Raw genomic sequence first — 17,311 nt, forward strand, 5'->3', positions numbered from 1 at the left:
CCTTATTATGTAATAAGTCAACAGAATCTGTACATATAATTAGTTCGCCCCCTGCTGGCATGGCTTCCACACCATTTCGTACCAAGTTAAGTAGTAATTGACGAATTTCATTTTCAACTAAATATAATGTAGATATTTCTTTAAGGTCGAGTTTTACCAAGACGTTTGAAGCAATGATACTTAATCCTCCTATAACTTCCAGTTATAAAAAATAGCACATTCCACACAATACTATAGAGAATTTTACAATAGATTACTTAAGGAGGTAATATTCATGACAGTACAAAAAGATTTGCAAAAAGCTGTTGCTGCTGCTGAATCTGCTAAAGGTACATATGCTACCTTTGTACAATCCACTGATGATCAAACTTCTAAACAAATGTTTACCCAAATGGCACAAGATATGGACCAACACATCAGTCAGCTCAATAGTCGCCTTGAGGTTGTACAACAGAATCAATTAAATAATCAAGAAAACTAATAAGGAATGAGGGGTAGTGTGGATAACTACCCCTCATTCGCGAGTCTCTATATTCTTAAAAATAAAGGATTGATAACGTGGACGTTCATGTTGGCATCCCACGCGCAATGCTCTATCATGAATTTGCCAGTTTATGGACTGCTTTTTTTTTAAAGTTTGCCATTAAAAATATATCTTGGACATGTCGAATCGTTGTTACCGAAATGCACGCATATTTTTGTCCCTCGTATTGCAAAATAAGAACATCTACTAACTTGCCCTTCAAATTCACTAAGAGGATGCATTCTTCTCTTGGGTATCTTTCCCCTACCCAATTTGAGGAGTTGAATTCATAAAATCCACTTAGCTTCGCGTCTTGTTTTTGTTGACAATTCCATGCGATCTAAGGTCTGGGTTGCCTTACCATTAGTTAGCACTTATGCTTATGCGCGAACAGCATTGGCAATAGTTTTCATTATTAACAACACAAGCTTCTACCTCTTCGCTTATTAACAGGTTTATTTTGCGTTTAAGTTGAGCAATAATACGAAGGCCCCGACCATCACAGTCGAGGCTTTAGTAAATTAAAACTTATATTGTGCGTTAAAAAATGGACCAGAAAGTTTAAGTTGGACATTATCTCCATTTCCAGAGTCTTTAATTTTTAAGTCAATTGAGCGATAACCTGCGTTTATAACTACGTTTTTGTCAACATTGTATCTAATTCCTGCTTCGTAGTCATAAATATGTCCGTATTTTCCTAAAGGCAGTCCAGTTATCTCACCAAATGCATTGATATTTTTATCAATTTTAATATTGGTAGCAAGGCCAATCGTAGGGATTGCACCACGGAATGTTTTTTCTGTAGACGTTGTTGAACCAGAAATATCACCACTTACCTTAGTATTAAATTCGAAGCCTTTTACATCAAAGAGAAGTTTGGTATTTGAGACATCTGATTTAGAAAGTGTTTTAAACCATGTAGCTCTTGCATATTTAATTCCTAAGTTTGAATCAATAGGAGTACTTGCTGTATATGTATTTCCTTCGTAACTTAAATTTTGAGATAAAGTAGAATGTCCACTATAATTGAAATTACTATACGATAAACGTAAGCCATCCCCGAATTGAACTCGGTATTCCATCACATTCTTGTCGGCAATACCTAAATCGTTCTTAAAGTCGACCGAGCCACCATTATAGTCAATACTATCAGACTTTACTTTCAAATTTAAACCAGGCTTGAAATAACGAGCCTCAACAGTTATGTGACTGTCGTCCTTGATAACTTCATTTGCAGACACATTTCCACCTATTGCCAAAAATGAAGTTGATACTGCTAAACTTACAAGCAATTTCTTAGATAAATTCTTCACAGTCATCTGCACATCTCCTCTAAAAATTATATATAATTTGCCTTATTATAACACTGTAAATTTGGAGAATAAAGTAGACATTTGTCGGATAATAGGAGGACAAGAGTCCTGTTTTGATATTTTTCAGCATTTCATGTTTTTATGCTGACTCCTTTATCACCAAAATAGTGCTTATTGCTTTCTTTGGAAATTCATTAATTTTCTTGACCTCTTCCCTACTTCTATCCGATTGACTTTCGTAAAATAATAAGTCGTCCGACAACTCTTGAAATATTTACTAGTGCTACTCCCCGTGATTCAATACACTATTTAGGATATCTTTTGCCTTGGTCAATGTGCCTGTAACTTTGTATAAAGCTACCTGCTCAAGATTATTAGTTTTTATCAGTTACGGAAAAGTGACTTTAGTAGAATACAGTACAAAAAAAAACCGCCTTACTCAATTAAGAGGAAAGCAGCTTCTCACTCTATTTTATTAACAAATTGTTGATGTATTATCTTTTTCAATCTTTTCTTTAAGCTCTTTATTTATTGTACACATGCTTATTATTAACATCCCCCAAAAACAACCTACCCATACCGCTACAGGAATCCACCACCAACTGACCATTTTATCTCACCTTCTATTTGTTAATCACTAAAATTATAAAATGCTTATTTAGATACTTATTGCATATGTATTTATTTTTTCGTTATATTTCCCTAATTCCTTATGATAGAGGTATGACAACATTGTGACTGATTAGTCATTTCATATCAAAAATAAAATCATCTTATTTGATGAAAATTACGAGTATACTGCCTATACATTAAATAATGTAATAATCGAGTTACTAGCAGTGTACAACACTAGTATTCCAGCAAAAATTACAATAGGATGACTACGCCATTCTTTTTCTTTTATATTATCCATAAAGCACCTCTTTACATTTTAAAATAATCAAATATATCTATCTCTGCTATTTAGTATATAGTAGAATTATTACAAATTTATGACAGTTTGATAATATTTTAGGCAAATAATTTTGCCGCCTCGCTCAATTAAGAGCAAGGCGGCAAAATTATTCCGGCAACCGAAAAAACATGATAACAAGTAGACACATAGCAACTATACCAGTACCAACTAAGCCATATAAAACTAACATACAATTCCTCCTAAATAAATACATTTTATGTAACTGACAAAGACTATGTGATTAAAATAAAAAAACACCGCCATACTAATTAAAAGTAAGACGGTGCAAAAAGTAGCAACAGACTTTAAAATTACCGATCAGAAGTTAAGTGCCTTGAATTCTTTAGCCAACCATTCAGGGCTTTCTTTTAAAGAATTAGTTCATGTTTTTCCGGGATTTGCTCCCTCATGCATTTGCTTCTATGACTTTTAGTATTCGCCGAAGTCCATGATCCATCCTACCTATCAAGAACAAATACTCTCACCCCATGGGTGCGTCCTAGATCATATAGTTCTTCGTCTGAAGCGTCTATATAAACGTCAAACACCTTCCCCTTAACTGCCCCTCCGGTATCTTCAGCGATACGCCGAAACACTCTGCCGTCAGGCATAACAATCTCCACCTCTGAACCTAGTGGAACTACGTCCGGGTCAACGGCTACAGTCCTGCCCGAAGTAGCTGTTGTGCCTGATGCTGTTTTACCTATATCGTTGTACCAAGTCACCTGTGCGCCGTCTACGTAGCGAGCCACCCGGTGCCCACCACGGCTAGTTGGGTAGACGTCACGCTGGACCGCCAGCTCACGCCTTAAAATTGCTATGTCTTTTTGCATGTCCTCAACCTTTTGCTGATTCACTTGGGCCTCAGACGTTATTTGTGCTATTCGCGCTTCATCCGCTTGCTTTTGATCAATGATTGTTTTGTAGTTGATGCCAACGCCAAGTATTAAGGCTATTATAATCGTGCCAATAGTCAATTTTAGTCTCATCCTATCACTCCTTCAAATGATATATTAAGGCTTAGCTTATATTATATCGGTAAAGTGGAAGCGGTATCAATGGATAAATTTTCTCATTCCCGTTAGAGTCCATCAAGGTAACTATTTGCCCTTACCATCTACAACTAAAATATCATATTTTGCAATAATATGTAAAAATGTAAGTAAAAGAAAAAACAGCCTTGTTCTATTAATGAATAGGCTGTGTCTTTCTTATTGTTCTTATTGTTTATCACCGTTACCAATGATGCGGTTCTCCATATCGGGTCAAACGGCAAAATTTAAATGGAGCTATCTCCTATCTCACTCCTGCGTGAGATCTACTAAGTTTGACTCACCAAAAGATTATGTCCGAGTTTATAAATATTTTAAAACTCTTCGTGGGTCCTCGGGTCTTGATTATAAGTGCGTCCTGTTTCAGTGGTGAGTCCGGAAATGACGCTCATTTCTTCTTCTGTCAATTGAAAATCAAAAATATCTAAATTATCACGCTGATGTTTTTGTGAAGATGCTTTTGGAATCGGAATTGCTCCAGACTGTATATGCCAACGCAAAATCACTTGAGAGGTAGATTTTCGATACGCTTTGGCAATGTCAACAATTTTTTTATTTTCCAATACACTATTACCCCGCCCTAGAGGGCTCCAGGATTCTGTTACGATGCCCTGCTCCGTGTGCCAAAGACGCTGTTCTTCCTGATTAAAATAAGGGTAAAGCTCAATTTGGTTGATACTAGGCTTTACATCGGTTTCTTTTATTAATCGGTCAATATGCTCCGGTAAAAAGTTGCAAACACCAATGGACCGAATTAATCCTTGCTTTTTAGCCTCTATTAAAGCCTGCCAGGCCTCAACATACAAATTCACTCTGGGATTTGGCCAGTGAATCAAATATAGATCATAATATTCCAAACCCCCTCTATAGAGTGACTCTTGAATCGTTTGTATCGCTTCCTGGTAAGCATGATGGCGTCCCGGCAGCTTGGAGCAAATCAACAATTCTTCTCTTGGTATTGAGCTTTGACGAACAGCTTCACCTACCGCTCCCTCATTTTCATAGTTAAATGCGGTATCAAGCAATCGATAGCCTATGTCAATTGCATTTTTAATCGCATTCACTCCATCCGCACCATTTAACTGATAAGTTCCAAAGCCAATGGCAGGGACTTCAAGACCATCGTTTAGCAATACTTTTGAAATTGTTTTATCCATCATGACAGACACTCCTTTTTATGATAATTTTATTTTATTGGCACCCCTGGATGCTGTTTGTCTAGCTCGCTATTCTTTAATTCCGTGAATACATTTCCCACCACATCCAGGGATAGTTTTTGTTCCAGCAATACATTTTCTCCATTGAAATATTGCTTATAAAAAATAACCATAGCCCCCCCCCTTTAGGTAAGCTATGGTTATTTTCTATTCATATGTCACTACTTCCTGCTACTTTTTTACATTTAATCACTAAATTTCGTCGTTTGACTCGATACACCTCTCCGTATTAGGTTAAACGACGAAATTCATTTTTAGAAAACATCAATGCAAAAAGACATCCCTTGTCCCATTATTTAATGTAAATCTTTTTTCAGCAATCCCTGAATCGCTTTTACCAATTCCTGCACAGCTTCCGGCGGTGGCTGCTCTTTAGGGTACTTCTTACCACCTACAATCCAGCCATCTTTTGTCGCAAGAATTTCTTGTTTTTTCTTATCCTCTGTCATAAAAACATCCCTCCTTCACCAATATTCACACCGCCCTAAGGTGACTATTCGACCGTTACCTCTTTTGAAGAGACGGTTGAAAAGCCAGTGATCAACTTTTTATCTTCTCTTAAAAATCATTTTTCCCTGCCATTCCTTGAGAAAAAAACCATATTTTGCAACAATATGTAAAATATGAGTACGTAAAGGCACAGCATTACTCCAATGATAGATAGGCTGTGTCTTTCTTATAGTTTTTCGCCGTCACCAGTGATTACAGTTCTCCTATTATCATTACCCACGAATCTGTACCGGCCAAAAACACTCCGAATTTGTTCCAAATAAGCGAAGCGGTTATGTTCGGTCGGCGCAATGAAAGAGCCTTCACCATATTCATTCCATGCACAAATAATACCAATCTTTTGCTTGTCAGGCATAGGATGCGCATCCATAAACCATTTGGCGGCTAAGAGATGTTTCCGAAATTCCGTAGGAGTGCTTAAGCAGTTATCATGCAAAGGATCTTTGCTACCGCCCCAAGGACGCCGATCCCAACCGGATGTCAATGGCACAATCAGTGGCAGATTGCCTTTTTGGGCAAAAGTATCCCAATGTCTTTGATAAGCGTCGTCTAATTCGACATAGGTGTGAGACTGGGCGACATCCCGCGGTCCTTGGTGATAGTTATAGGCTGAAAAGGCTGAATACCCTGCTTCTTTAGCAGAAGTCAGCATCGGCCCAGCGGCTCCGGTACATGCGACAAAGTAAATTCCCTGTAAGCCGACATGTCTGGCAGACTCTTGCGCTCGGCCGATAAGTTCTTGGGCGGTTTTGCCGAACTTCCCCGCATCACTCGCAAGTGCGTTTGCCGAAAATACAAAAACCACCGGCTGGCCATTGATTTGGAGATATTCAGGCTGCATTAAGTAATTCTGCAGCCAATACTCCACCATCGCATCCCAATCACTGAGACTTTTAGGATAATGCGTGTGGTTAGCCCATAGCAGCGAAAATTTCAGTTTAGTACGGTTTGGTGCCCTTAGATATGCCTCCAAAGCATGATTGAGCCGAACCTGATGGTCTGACGTAAAGTACCAGTCAAAAGCTACAAAAGTAATTCCAAATTGCTGCATCCAATCAATTTCTTGTTGCATTACGTTATCCGCGCCTTCATCATACCAGCCGAGTAGCGGCTTGCGGTCCGGATACTTTTTAATCATTTCCCACGGCTGCTTATTAGGAGCAACCAGCTGATTATCCTTCCATCCGGGAAAATAATAAACGCCAATCTGATAAGCCTCTGCCCCCGTCGTTACAACTAAGGCCAATAAGCAGGTTAGCAGCAACCCGATAAACCCATATCTTAAATTTTTCATAATCAAAAATTCCTTACAGAAATATTTTATTCACTCAAACCCATCTTAAATCCTACTACCCCATAAGCTATATCGGCAATTAGTATATTTGACAAGCTCACAAATAAATCCCAAATTTTATGTGCATTTACATTAATCTCAGCATAATGTGTAAAATTTTCATCCTTAACTTCTCCTAGTCCATAACCCTCAATAATATTCGCTGCGTTTCTATTTTCAGTTATCTCTTCTATGTCGTCTTTGTTAGGAATTTCATCAAATTCCGGTACTTTTGTACCTAAAGGTAATTTGTAAATGCTCATAGCTATATTTCCCACTTTGTTAAATTAATGTATCGTTAAATAGCTATACTTAGCATAATACAAAACTTCGATTGAAACCTCTACTTAAAGGTATAGCTAAGTATAGATATTTACTTAGCAACCCTATCGCTGCGTTTAAATTAGAGATATAATTATAATAAATTCAATACATATATTTCCACTTGAAAGGAGGGCTAACAATTGTCAGTCATCTCATATCATAATTTTCTTAAAAATAAAAATAACCTTGATAGTGTCTTTACTAGATCTAGTCAGATAATGATCGGCCATCTAGATAATGAATGGTACGAAAGCTTAACTGGTTATGATGCTACCTTTCTTGGCAACAATTATGCAGTACCTCTCCCTAAATTACGATCCGATCTGGAACAGGATATTGCCCCGTTAACAACTGGTAATACAGTGCTAAATTATACCCATTTTTCTATTGTAATGAGCAGATCGCGGCGCTTAGCGTATTATACGGCGGTTAATATTAATGGAGAACAACTCGTGGATCTTCAGCGTAACGCAGAAAAGTGGTACTTTGATCCTCGACTTGACCGCATATACCAATGTGGTCCTGAATTGTATGACAACAATGATTTTGACCGAGGACATCTTGTGCGTAGACTCGATCCAGTCTGGGGAGAACTTGCACAAAAAGCAAATAAAGACACTTTTCATTTCACAAATTGCTCTCCGCAGCATAAGGATTTAAATCAAAAAACGTGGCTAGACTTAGAGGAGTATATTTTGAAAAACGCTGATGCTTTTAATCTTAAGGTAAACGTGTTCACTGGACCAGTCTTCCGTACGGATGATATGGTATATCGTGAAATTAAAATTCCCGCCGAGTTTTGGAAAATAGTTGTTATGATTAAAGATGATGGTAATCTGTCCGCAACAGCCTATTTGCAAACCCAAAGAAGCCTAATCATGGACTTTGAGTTTGCATTCGGAAGTTATAAAACTTATCAAGTAGCTATCACCAATATCGAGAATTTAACAGGACTAGATTTTGGCGATTTGCGAAATCATGATCCGTTCATACTTAATCAAATATTCGTTGCAAGGCGGGCTGAAACTACAATCGCTCATGTTATTAATACTTCTTCAGATATCGTACTCTGATGCAGAAACCTCTATACCAGAGTATAAGCCCCAATTGCGACCGGTTTTCGGTAGATACCTATGGCAATCGATGGAAGGTCAGTATCGGTTGTGTAGTGCCTTACTATTATTTAGCACTATGCTTAAAAATCTTGATGTGAATTAGTGGTGGCTATTATATTAAAATCTCACAGTACATTTTGGTTTTTGATCCACCATAAATATTTTATTGATAATCCCTATGTATTCTTTGTTAGATATTTTAGCCAGTCCATAGCTATGTAGTGTATTAAAATTAATCGTCCCCATTATCAATGAAGAAAACTCGGAAATATCAAAAGATACTTCCACCTCATAGTCCTCGCTCTCTTTAATCTCAGCAATTCCTTCCTGAAATTGAATGGTTATACTAGTATTATTGCTAGCTAGGAAATCATCGCTAATCGACAATTTCATTTTACAGTTTTGTCCGCCGAAGTTATGGTTGCATAAGCTTTCAAATATCTTTTTCACATTAATCACCCGGTACATAATACCCAATCCTTGAAGATTACTTTCATGGGATAATGTGCCTAGGAAATTACTTGAACCATTGCGAGGATCGCTGAGTAGATAATGAAAATATTCATCATGAGTATCGATGATGATTTCTCTCACTTGGTCAGCTTGACTACGAAGGAAAGCCAATAAAATTTTTAGTGTATGTGCATTTTCATAAATGATTTCATCAATATACATGTCATAGATCAGAATCCGCTTATTATCATCGCTCACAAAACGATACACACAATAAGCACGTAGCTTACCATCTTGCTTATAGCCAACCACTCTGTTTTCTGGATCATCAAATATTTTTTCAAACATAGTAGCAGTCTTTTCAATCATGCCATGTGTTGCATCCGCCAAACGATTATGGCATTCCACCATGTCATTAATACCCTCTCTGCTTAGATAGAACATCTCCTGCCTATCCGTACTTTCCGCAGACAAGAAGGTAGGTTTTGTTTTATAGCGATTCATTTTTGGACCATAGCCAAACCCCATTTTTTTATAAAAGTCGGGGCGAAAGGGGTATAAGGCAACCATACCATATCCCTTATCCCGATAATGGTTTAAAAAATAGGTTATTAGTTCTTTACATACGTTTTCTTTCTTATGTAAAAAATCTACAGCTACTGTTCCTACACCGCCCACAGGGATTTTAATGGATAAAAGCTTCATAATAAAATTATGAAGCTGCATTCCACCTAACATCTGTTCATCACGATATAGGCCATAAAAGTTTTGCGACGGATTTGAAGTCTGGATGCCCGTGAACTTTTTGATGATTTTCCTTCTATTCTCTTCACAGGGATCAAATGCTTTAGGGTACGCATTAAATGCTATGCTGACAAAATCAGCTATTTCATGCTCAGTAAGTAACCTAATCATACTCATTTGTCTATCACCACTTCCCTTCAGTAGAATCAAAATACAGGACAGTATTTTTGGTTATATATTCCAGAACAAACAAAGAACTCCTGCTAATTGTTGTATAATTAGGTAGGCGACTCTTGATATATTTACCATCGCTACTCCCCGTAATTCAATAGACTCTTAATGTTGGCACTTCAAGTAAGTATTGCATCCACAAACAAAAAGAAAACTCCCTTGATGTACTAACATTTCTATTGTCTATGCCTCCAATATATGAGTTACTCATATTCCGGTCCCCAACGCAAATATATGTTCGTATTGGTTGTAGAGTCAAGATTAGTAAAAATCAAGTAGCATGTAACAAACAGATTCTACCAATAGAAATCCAAGTAGCAAAGGTCAACGCTAAAAGAACCAGCAACATTGAGTCGCTGGTTCTTTTAGCTGAGAAAGGCATGGGGAGAATCAAAAGGGAGAGGTACTTACATCTCCATGAATTGTCCTTAAGATTATCATACATTAAATATGTCAAATAATTGTAGCGTTTTTGTTATTTTTATGTTAAAAGCAATTTAGTAACTAATAAAAAAACGCCCTACCAATTAAGGTAAGACGGTGCATCTTCATAACCACTCACCTAATTAAAGGTAAACGAAGATGGAAAATTCATTCTTTCTTATGTGCGGCAGGTGTTACGTTAGAAAACATCCGCAGAATCCATAGAAAGATAATGGCTCCTATAGTACTTGGAATTATTGATCCTATCGTACCATTTGCGGGCATACCTATGAGATTAAATAAATATCCATCATCCTTTCATGAGTGATGCTTGTAAGCTCTCCATATATTTACCATTTTATACAACGAGAATGTGACTGATTAGTCATTTTTCGTTAAAAATAAAATCATCGTATTTTTGATGAAAACTTACGATTGCCACCTATAAATTAAATAATGTAATAATCGAACTACTAGCGGTGTACAGCACTAGTATTCCAGCAAAAATTACAATAGGATGACTACGCCATTCTTTTTCTTTTATATTGTCACGTTCGTAACCATCACTGGAGCGACCATCTGAACCATCACTATTGACATAGCTCATATATTATCCCCTCCTTCTTTCAGACTTATAATACAGGAAAAATATGACAATTCGATGACAACAATAAAGCTTCCACCAATTCGGTAGGCGGCTTTTATTCAGTTACATGAGCCGTTTCATTCTTTCTTATGTACCAGCTCTGCTTAACGAAACATGCGTATGGCCCAAAGAAGTATAATAGCTCCCATAGTACTTGACAGTATCGATTCTATTGTGCCATACACAAAGATATCCGTAACATTAAATAAAAATCCACCAATAAAAGAACCTATAATAGCCGCCCCTAAATCTCCCCATATACCACCGAAACTATCGTTTCGAGAAATCTTGCCAGCCTTCCGCCGAATCTTCGTATTACTTTCTTTATCTGCTGGCTCGCAATATGTATTCGCCATCATAATCATTCCTTCCGAACTAAAATATTATCGTTGAGGTAAATATATACTTTTTGATAATCATTGTAAATTTAAAAGTATATTCCGTTAAAAGGCACAATTGTGTAAATTAAAAATATTAAATATTGCTTGTAAACTGATAAAGCACTGCCTTATCATTTAAGGTAAGACAGTGCTTTTGATTTTTTCAATAACTATTTTTTATTAGTTAATCTATTTACGTATTATCCTTCGATATCTTTATTTTTACACACAGTACATAGGCTTACTACTAACATCCCCAAAAAAAAGCCTACCCATGCTGCTATAGGAATCCACCACCAATTTACCATTATATCCCACCTATCAATTCTTACTTACTAAATCGCAGTGATATTATCTGAATATTCTTGGCGGTGTCTAAATATTCTTATTAATTTTAAATAATAAAAATTCCTTTGCAGCCCTATCGGAATCAACCTAAATTTCCGAGCACATTAATTTATTATTCTCAAGCAACTAATCCAAAGGTTTTTGATCTAAGTATAAAAAAAGCACCCCGAAGGATGCTTGAGTGTTAGGCCCCAAAATTTCTAAACTTCTTTAGATACTTTTGCAGTGCTCCCTATTTAGAATGTTTTGCGCATAACATATCTTCGTATTTAATCACTAACAAACTTATTATATAAGTTCTTGGTAGCCAATGTAATAATAATAACCGAAACTACTATATTTGGTATACTTACGTACCAAGAAGTTACTAGGTTATTTACCCCTATCAAAGTTATATTTAGCAAGGTTAAATAAAAAATCATAGCTACACCTCCAACATTATAATATGCGCATTAGTTAATAATAGTCTAGTTAGTTTACAGTATTGACATATCCAATATTTACCATACGTCTTTTATCTAAAAAAGAGCACACAAGCTTAGCTTCTAATATAGGTTCTCCGTCTTATTGTAGGTCTTCTTTTTCTTCTTATTTTCTCATAAAAACCAATACTCATTGTTAGTATTCCCAAGAGGGTCGCGATTAATGTTAGTATCCTATCATAATCCACTACCCCATGAACCCACCTCCTAATGTAATTTTAGAGATATATTACAAGGGTTACACTTATATATTACCATAATATGGTATTTAAGTAAAATATTCACGTATAGCAAATACCCGCAATCCCATATAATACCAACTGAACTTTTTTTCACTTTTAAAATACAATATGCTTTAATAATAGTTATGAGTAAGTAGATAATTCTATGACCTTTTTTATGTAAAAAAAGCCCTTTATTAACCTCTTTCCATTTTTCTATGATACCCCTCTTAAATAATCTTTATCATGGCGGGATTTTTTTCTTTCTGACTCTGCTGTGCAAGATAATTGGATAGCGGCATTTACAGCCGCCTTAGCTGTGATTTTAAATTAGTTCTTCATTAATTTTCAAGCCCCCCACAAAATATAAATGCCGACACTCCTGACAATCAGGTAGTGCCGGCTTCCGTTCTTCAGTCAGCCAATTATTCTTTTTTCTCCAGCCGGATACTCTGACGTATATCGATTCGGGTGACTTCACCGTTTCGGATTATAAATCTACATTCCGTATTTGAGGGAATCTAGCTGGACTTGTACTTTTTATTTGAGCATACGATATATGCTATATGATTATTTGGTCTTTTTCATTTAAAAATATACCTGTTTTGGGGAGAAGTTTCATGAAATTACCATAGCAAATATTATATGTAGTTTCACTAGTTAGTTGCTCCAAAAGAATGTCATATTTTTTTATAGCATTTACATATCGAGATTCAAATTTTCCCACCACATCAGTACCAATTATGAATCTGTCGGGGTGTTCCTCAATAACAGACACCCAATCTTTCTTTATTTTATTTCCATATCTAATATGCTTATCATAAATGACCCAGGAAATGTCTACATTGAGATTGGAATTTTCTTTAAGCTCTCTACTGATAATTTTATATAAATTTGGAATGTTATTTGTGTTAGATATGCCAATGTGCGCCCATATAAAATTAGTCTGAGGGTTTAATTTGACCGCCTGCATAACCCGTTCTAAATAAATAGGGTTAGGATTTTTTCCACTTGTAATATTAGAATGAATTAATACTGGCATACCATATCTTCCCGCAAAATCATATATCTCCATAAATGCACTGCTGTCTGGTCTTGGAATGTCACCTGCAGTCATGTAGCTAATGGAATCATGATACGCAAATAATTCACCTATGCCTTTCCAAATTCCTGGATAGGTCTGAATTAATCTTTTAACATGATCAAGTGAGTTTTTATCCAATCCATTGATACCACAAATAAAAGGATGTAACCTCTTCTGATGATCTGGATGGGCATTCAGATAAGCTGAAGCTATTATATAGTCCGTTTTTCCATCAAAGTACATTCTTGTTTCCGCGTCCATAGACGAACTTGGTTGCTTCGACTCATATTCTCCCCAAATCTTGGTTACTGGCAATCCAAACATTGCACAATCAGTTACACCAGCACTATCCATACAATTTATAAGTTTATCTACACCTTCAGTATTCTGGGTGAAATCAACATAATGAAGATGTGCATCAGCTATTGGATATTTTAAAGTATTGCTTCCATAAGATCTACCAATACTATCCATAAATCAATAATCCTTCCTATCTGTGTTTAATATAAAATACATATTCGAATACCCAATATTTGTACCTCTCATTCCTCGTGCAAATATTGGGACGATTATTGCGAAAGTAGACTTTCAGTGATTCTGCTGTAGTAACATTTGTTGTGATTGTTCTATTGAGTTGTTCTATATCATCATATACAACAAGCTATAATATTCCATAAAGAACAAAGAACTCCTGCTAGATTTTACTTCAGCAAGTAGTCGGCGGGCAGATCGTTATATTTCTTGTATGGCTGTACGGCAGGCCAACTGCTGTTGTGTGGTCAAAAGGGATGTATAACGCTCGAGCTGTCTTTGTCTCTTTACTCATACATTTTCCCATGTATAAAATAAGAACAATCTTTTCGGATGCATTAGTTCCACTCTCAACATCTCCGATTCCTCGTTTAGAATCCTCCGCCCACGCAATTGCAGCTTCTAAAAACCCTTCTATCGTATCATTTTGCCAACCATTAGCTCCGGCCCCATATGGTGATGATAGACTAATTTTTTCCTTTTCTACCTCATCTATTCGGCCGTCCATTAATGCTTTAAGAAAAATTAGAAAAGTTTTTTCATCATGCACTTGGTCGACTAATAAATGCAAAGGTATGCTTCGGACATAAATCAAGGACCGTCCTTGAATAGCTCACTGAATAGCTCAAAAAGCAACTTAATAAAGTGTATTACATTGAAATAAAGTGTATTAATAAAAATATTACGAGTTAGTAAAGTTCTATAATATTGCGCTAAACGAGGATGAGATTATATATATTTTTCATATTCTTATGAGTCTATGGCGACTATATGATACGTATAAGGTGGAAATCTATAATAATTAGATGATGTGTATAGTAGATAGACGATAAGTGTATTTTTTTATTTTCAACAGATCCAAAGATAATCTTAGCGTATCTTTTATATTCTGCACCAGCTGTCAGAAATTCCACTACCGAAAAATATAGAAAAACCACGCATCTGCCATTTAACTACAAATACTAAAATGATGAAAGCGCCGACACTACAATATCAATGATGGCGCTTTTTCCTAGTGACCCAGTTAGTACTGCCTGTTTTTACGGCGTATATTATATTTGGCACAAAAGTTGCATTATTATGGAAATATAGTAATAGAAGAAGGAGCAAAATTTCCATATGCCCTCTTTCAGAGATTTATGTCAAAGAATAAGAGTATGGAGGTATTACATCATGTCACAATATCAATCTGAAGAACATTATACAATCAGAAAATCGTCTTTCCTTGCCGATAATAAACGGCATCAATGGCTATTGTCAGCCTACTTAATAATAATAATAGTGACCCATGGCATTAATATTTTTGCATCTTTCACATCCAGCGTATTAAGTGGTTTTGTTTTACTATTAACGATACTTATGTTGGTCGTTTTGTATCAGCAAAGAACTACAAAAGAAAACACAATACCAACAATTGTTGAAAATAAAGTATTCTCGGATGCGGGGCAAGAAATCAAGGCATCACTTATAGAATACTCTCTTCAATTAGATGCTATAAGCGAAAAACTTTTGTTAAGTATGGACTGCTCATTACAGACAAATCGACAAGTAGTTACCAATGCTAACCAAATATCAAATGACACAGATTCGCAAATCCTTGTAGTTGCTCAGGCCATGACAATTGCAGAAAAAATGGCAGAAATCATTGATAACATATTTGTTGCTATGGCAGAAGCTTCAGAAAAATTCGAAGTAACAATGTCAAGTGCTTCAGCTGGGAATCAAGCAGTACTATCGGCTACCCAACAAATGATGGTAATCAATAATGCAGTGAAACAATCAGCTAAAACGGTACAAGAATTAGGGAATAATTCAGAACAAATTGGTGAGATTGTGGAAGTCATTACTGCGATTTCTAGGCAGACGAATCTATTGGCATTGAATGCAGCCATAGAAGCAGCCCGCGCAGGTGAACACGGACGAGGCTTTGCAGTGGTTGCGGAAGAGGTACGTAAGTTGGCTGAACAATCACAGTCTGCTGCTCAGAAGATAACCTTGATTGTGAGTAAAATTCAATCTAAAACTGGGGAGACTATTCAATTGATGCTCCAAGGTGCCGCAGAAGTAGAACGAGGCAATGAAGTCATTATACGTTCAGGTGACTTCTTTAAACATATATCCTCTTTAGTAGAACAACTTAGAGGGCAAATACATCAAGTAGCTGCAAATACTTCTGAACTTGCTTCAACTGGTTATGAAATATTAGATTCTGTAAGTACCGTAAAAAATAAAATGGTTAAAAGTAGCGGCTCTACCAAAGGATTAATCGAAATCACAAGAGAACAATCACACAGTGCAGCCCAAAATATTGCAATAGCTGAAACCATTGTTCAAATTGCTAGCAAATTGAACACCACCGTAAATGTATAAATAGTTGTATCCTATCGCTCTGGTCGGCGACTAACCTTTTCCTCTCCCGGCCCTACTCATCAGGCAGAAATCCTTAAATTGCACTTTCTACCCCACAATCTGATAACGCGTATGTGGCCAACTCTAATACAGGTAAGTTTAATTATGCTGGCTGTCGATATGTGAATATGATTTCCCAAAATCACAAGGTATTTTATGATAGTAGGGACGAGGCCATTAATGCGGGGGTTGTGCCTTGTAAGGTTTGTAGGCCGTAAAGTTGATAATTGCTTTTAATAGAAAAGACACAGCACTGTTCCATTAATGGATAGGCTGTGTCTTTATTTTATATTTAAAAAGCTTATTTAGGAACACGTTCAGGATAAATATAGCCTTTAAAGTTAAAACCATCTCCTGGATTTGCTAACCAACTATAGGAAATTTTTTGTTCACTAGGCTCACCGTCTTTGTCAATATAAGTTCCTTTAAAACCCCAAGTGTATACTTCTCTTACAATCCAAGCTCTTGCAAAATGTGAACTGTCATTGACGGTTATTGCAAGAGCACCTACTTTAGCATAGCTAGGTAGTGATCTAACAACCCAACCTTTATCTATCGCATCTGGTACCCAATCTGTAATACTCGGCCCACAGTTTTGCTTTGAATTACCATGAAGCCAATCCATTCCATGGCCAGGAGCCGTTTTGTCAAATTCTTGAATAAAATAGGTTACCCACCAGTCAATAGGCCATCCTTTATAGGTTTGTTCTGACGTTGCTCTGAAATTGCTATTCAAATATTTTGCAGAGCAAGTAGCTGGTAAGAAAGCCATATTGCTTAAAAAAGCAATCGTTAAAAGTGCGCCTAGTTTGATAACTAATGATTTTTTCATATTTGTACATCCTTTCTAATTGTTTAATGCATGAAGTGTAACATTACACACAAATGTGAAGAAGGTTTAATTATCTTATCATAATATAAAACTTCAATAGATACATCCATCTAAATATATAGATAGATGATATATATATTTAAATTTAGTTAGCAATCGGCTCAGTTGTGGCAATCAGGCAAAGG

The 17,311-nt window shown here is 36.3% G+C and carries 18 protein-coding genes and 1 pseudogene; 4 read left to right on the forward strand and 15 right to left on the reverse strand.

Going from position 1 to position 17,311, the window contains the following annotated elements; all coding sequences use genetic code 11:
• The first annotated feature begins 274 nt into the window (after nucleotides 1-274).
• Nucleotides 275-481, forward strand: a complete 207-nt coding sequence (locus QSJ81_RS11660; protein ID WP_285717562.1) for a DUF1657 domain-containing protein — start codon at nucleotides 275-277, stop codon at nucleotides 479-481.
• Between the two features lie 563 nt (nucleotides 482-1,044).
• Here QSJ81_RS11660 and QSJ81_RS11665 read toward each other — a convergent pair.
• From QSJ81_RS11665 to QSJ81_RS11700, 8 genes are all read right to left on the reverse strand, one after another.
• On the reverse strand, nucleotides 1,045-1,842 hold the full coding sequence (locus QSJ81_RS11665) for a YfaZ family outer membrane protein (RefSeq protein ID WP_285717563.1): 798 nt from the start codon (nucleotides 1,840-1,842) through the stop codon (nucleotides 1,045-1,047).
• Nucleotides 1,843-2,311: 469 nt separating this feature from the next.
• Complete coding sequence (locus QSJ81_RS11670; RefSeq protein ID WP_285717564.1) at nucleotides 2,312-2,446, reverse strand: hypothetical protein; 135 nt, start codon at nucleotides 2,444-2,446, stop codon at nucleotides 2,312-2,314.
• Nucleotides 2,447-3,249: 803 nt separating this feature from the next.
• A complete protein-coding gene (locus QSJ81_RS11675) occupies nucleotides 3,250-3,780 on the reverse strand; it encodes a 3D domain-containing protein (protein WP_285717565.1) in 531 nt (176 codons plus the stop codon).
• Between the two features lie 377 nt (nucleotides 3,781-4,157).
• A complete protein-coding gene (locus tag QSJ81_RS11680) occupies nucleotides 4,158-5,003 on the reverse strand; it encodes an aldo/keto reductase (protein WP_285717566.1) in 846 nt (281 codons plus the stop codon).
• Between the two features lie 26 nt (nucleotides 5,004-5,029).
• Nucleotides 5,030-5,173: a hypothetical protein gene (locus QSJ81_RS11685; protein ID WP_285717567.1), complete on the reverse strand. Its 144-nt coding sequence runs from the start codon at nucleotides 5,171-5,173 to the stop codon at nucleotides 5,030-5,032.
• Between the two features lie 183 nt (nucleotides 5,174-5,356).
• Entirely contained in the window at nucleotides 5,357-5,509 is a 153-nt protein-coding gene (locus QSJ81_RS11690) for a hypothetical protein (protein ID WP_285717568.1), read from the reverse strand.
• A gap of 227 nt (nucleotides 5,510-5,736) precedes the next feature.
• Nucleotides 5,737-6,864, reverse strand: a complete 1,128-nt coding sequence (locus QSJ81_RS11695; protein ID WP_285717569.1) for a glycoside hydrolase family 99-like domain-containing protein — start codon at nucleotides 6,862-6,864, stop codon at nucleotides 5,737-5,739.
• Between the two features lie 26 nt (nucleotides 6,865-6,890).
• Nucleotides 6,891-7,166 carry a hypothetical protein gene (locus QSJ81_RS11700; protein WP_285717570.1) on the reverse strand — a complete coding sequence of 92 codons (276 nt, stop codon included), beginning with the start codon at nucleotides 7,164-7,166 and terminating at the stop codon, nucleotides 6,891-6,893.
• A gap of 201 nt (nucleotides 7,167-7,367) precedes the next feature.
• Between QSJ81_RS11700 and QSJ81_RS11705 the strand changes: the two genes are divergently transcribed.
• Nucleotides 7,368-8,300 (forward strand): DNA/RNA non-specific endonuclease, encoded by a 933-nt coding sequence (locus QSJ81_RS11705; protein ID WP_285717571.1) that lies wholly within the window; start codon nucleotides 7,368-7,370, stop codon nucleotides 8,298-8,300.
• Nucleotides 8,301-8,459: 159 nt separating this feature from the next.
• Here QSJ81_RS11705 and QSJ81_RS11710 read toward each other — a convergent pair whose 3' ends face one another.
• The 6 genes and pseudogenes from QSJ81_RS11710 to QSJ81_RS11735 all read right to left on the reverse strand — a co-directional run bounded on the left by QSJ81_RS11710 (nucleotide 8,460) and on the right by QSJ81_RS11735 (nucleotide 14,480).
• A complete protein-coding gene (locus QSJ81_RS11710; RefSeq protein ID WP_285717572.1) occupies nucleotides 8,460-9,716 on the reverse strand; it encodes a GNAT family N-acetyltransferase in 1,257 nt (418 codons plus the stop codon).
• A 645-nt stretch (nucleotides 9,717-10,361) separates the two neighbouring features.
• Nucleotides 10,362-10,490: pseudogene (locus QSJ81_RS11715) on the reverse strand (GlsB/YeaQ/YmgE family stress response membrane protein); the annotation flags it as partial.
• A 145-nt stretch (nucleotides 10,491-10,635) separates the two neighbouring features.
• A complete protein-coding gene (locus QSJ81_RS11720) occupies nucleotides 10,636-10,800 on the reverse strand; it encodes a hypothetical protein (RefSeq protein ID WP_285717573.1) in 165 nt (54 codons plus the stop codon).
• 143 nt (nucleotides 10,801-10,943) lie between these two features.
• Nucleotides 10,944-11,198, reverse strand: coding sequence for a GlsB/YeaQ/YmgE family stress response membrane protein (locus tag QSJ81_RS11725; RefSeq protein ID WP_285717574.1), 255 nt, complete (start codon nucleotides 11,196-11,198; stop codon nucleotides 10,944-10,946).
• Nucleotides 11,199-12,832: 1,634 nt separating this feature from the next.
• Nucleotides 12,833-13,828 (reverse strand): amidohydrolase family protein, encoded by a 996-nt coding sequence (locus QSJ81_RS11730; protein WP_285717575.1) that lies wholly within the window; start codon nucleotides 13,826-13,828, stop codon nucleotides 12,833-12,835.
• 232 nt (nucleotides 13,829-14,060) lie between these two features.
• Nucleotides 14,061-14,480 carry a hypothetical protein gene (locus tag QSJ81_RS11735; RefSeq protein WP_285717576.1) on the reverse strand — a complete coding sequence of 140 codons (420 nt, stop codon included), beginning with the start codon at nucleotides 14,478-14,480 and terminating at the stop codon, nucleotides 14,061-14,063.
• A gap of 578 nt (nucleotides 14,481-15,058) precedes the next feature.
• Here QSJ81_RS11735 and QSJ81_RS11740 point away from each other — a divergent pair.
• A complete protein-coding gene (locus QSJ81_RS11740; protein ID WP_285717577.1) occupies nucleotides 15,059-16,255 on the forward strand; it encodes a methyl-accepting chemotaxis protein in 1,197 nt (398 codons plus the stop codon).
• Nucleotides 16,256-16,368: 113 nt separating this feature from the next.
• The gene (locus QSJ81_RS11745) at nucleotides 16,369-16,512 is read left to right on the forward strand and encodes an Ada metal-binding domain-containing protein (protein ID WP_285717578.1); all 144 of its coding nucleotides are present in this window, start codon (nucleotides 16,369-16,371) and stop codon (nucleotides 16,510-16,512) included.
• Nucleotides 16,513-16,595: 83 nt separating this feature from the next.
• Here QSJ81_RS11745 and QSJ81_RS11750 read toward each other — a convergent pair whose 3' ends face one another.
• The gene (locus QSJ81_RS11750; RefSeq protein WP_285717579.1) at nucleotides 16,596-17,126 is read right to left on the reverse strand and encodes a hypothetical protein; all 531 of its coding nucleotides are present in this window, start codon (nucleotides 17,124-17,126) and stop codon (nucleotides 16,596-16,598) included.
• Between the last annotated feature and the right edge of the window lie 185 nt (nucleotides 17,127-17,311).

The organism is Pelosinus sp. IPA-1 (genome assembly GCF_030269905.1).
Taxonomy (GTDB): domain Bacteria; phylum Bacillota; class Negativicutes; order DSM-13327; family DSM-13327; genus Pelosinus.

Bases quoted from the DNA above. Each gene is read 5' to 3' on its own strand.
- QSJ81_RS11700 (WP_285717570.1), bottom strand. From the start codon at position 7,166: ATGAGCATTTACAAATTACCTTTAGGTACAAAAGTACCGGAATTTGAT.
- QSJ81_RS11730 (WP_285717575.1), bottom strand. From the start codon at position 13,828: ATGGATAGTATTGGTAGATCTTATGGAAGCAATACTTTAAAATATCCA.
- QSJ81_RS11690 (WP_285717568.1), bottom strand. From the start codon at position 5,509: ATGACAGAGGATAAGAAAAAACAAGAAATTCTTGCGACAAAAGATGGC.
- QSJ81_RS11670 (WP_285717564.1), bottom strand. From the start codon at position 2,446: ATGGTCAGTTGGTGGTGGATTCCTGTAGCGGTATGGGTAGGTTGTTTT.
- QSJ81_RS11720 (WP_285717573.1), bottom strand. From the start codon at position 10,800: ATGAGCTATGTCAATAGTGATGGTTCAGATGGTCGCTCCAGTGATGGT.
- QSJ81_RS11665 (WP_285717563.1), bottom strand. From the start codon at position 1,842: ATGACTGTGAAGAATTTATCTAAGAAATTGCTTGTAAGTTTAGCAGTA.
- QSJ81_RS11710 (WP_285717572.1), bottom strand. From the start codon at position 9,716: ATGAGTATGATTAGGTTACTTACTGAGCATGAAATAGCTGATTTTGTC.
- QSJ81_RS11740 (WP_285717577.1), top strand. From the start codon at position 15,059: ATGTCACAATATCAATCTGAAGAACATTATACAATCAGAAAATCGTCT.
- QSJ81_RS11685 (WP_285717567.1), bottom strand. From the start codon at position 5,173: ATGGTTATTTTTTATAAGCAATATTTCAATGGAGAAAATGTATTGCTG.
- QSJ81_RS11660 (WP_285717562.1), top strand. From the start codon at position 275: ATGACAGTACAAAAAGATTTGCAAAAAGCTGTTGCTGCTGCTGAATCT.
- QSJ81_RS11695 (WP_285717569.1), bottom strand. From the start codon at position 6,864: ATGAAAAATTTAAGATATGGGTTTATCGGGTTGCTGCTAACCTGCTTA.
- QSJ81_RS11725 (WP_285717574.1), bottom strand. From the start codon at position 11,198: ATGATGGCGAATACATATTGCGAGCCAGCAGATAAAGAAAGTAATACG.
- QSJ81_RS11675 (WP_285717565.1), bottom strand. From the start codon at position 3,780: ATGAGACTAAAATTGACTATTGGCACGATTATAATAGCCTTAATACTT.
- QSJ81_RS11750 (WP_285717579.1), bottom strand. From the start codon at position 17,126: ATGAAAAAATCATTAGTTATCAAACTAGGCGCACTTTTAACGATTGCT.
- QSJ81_RS11680 (WP_285717566.1), bottom strand. From the start codon at position 5,003: ATGATGGATAAAACAATTTCAAAAGTATTGCTAAACGATGGTCTTGAA.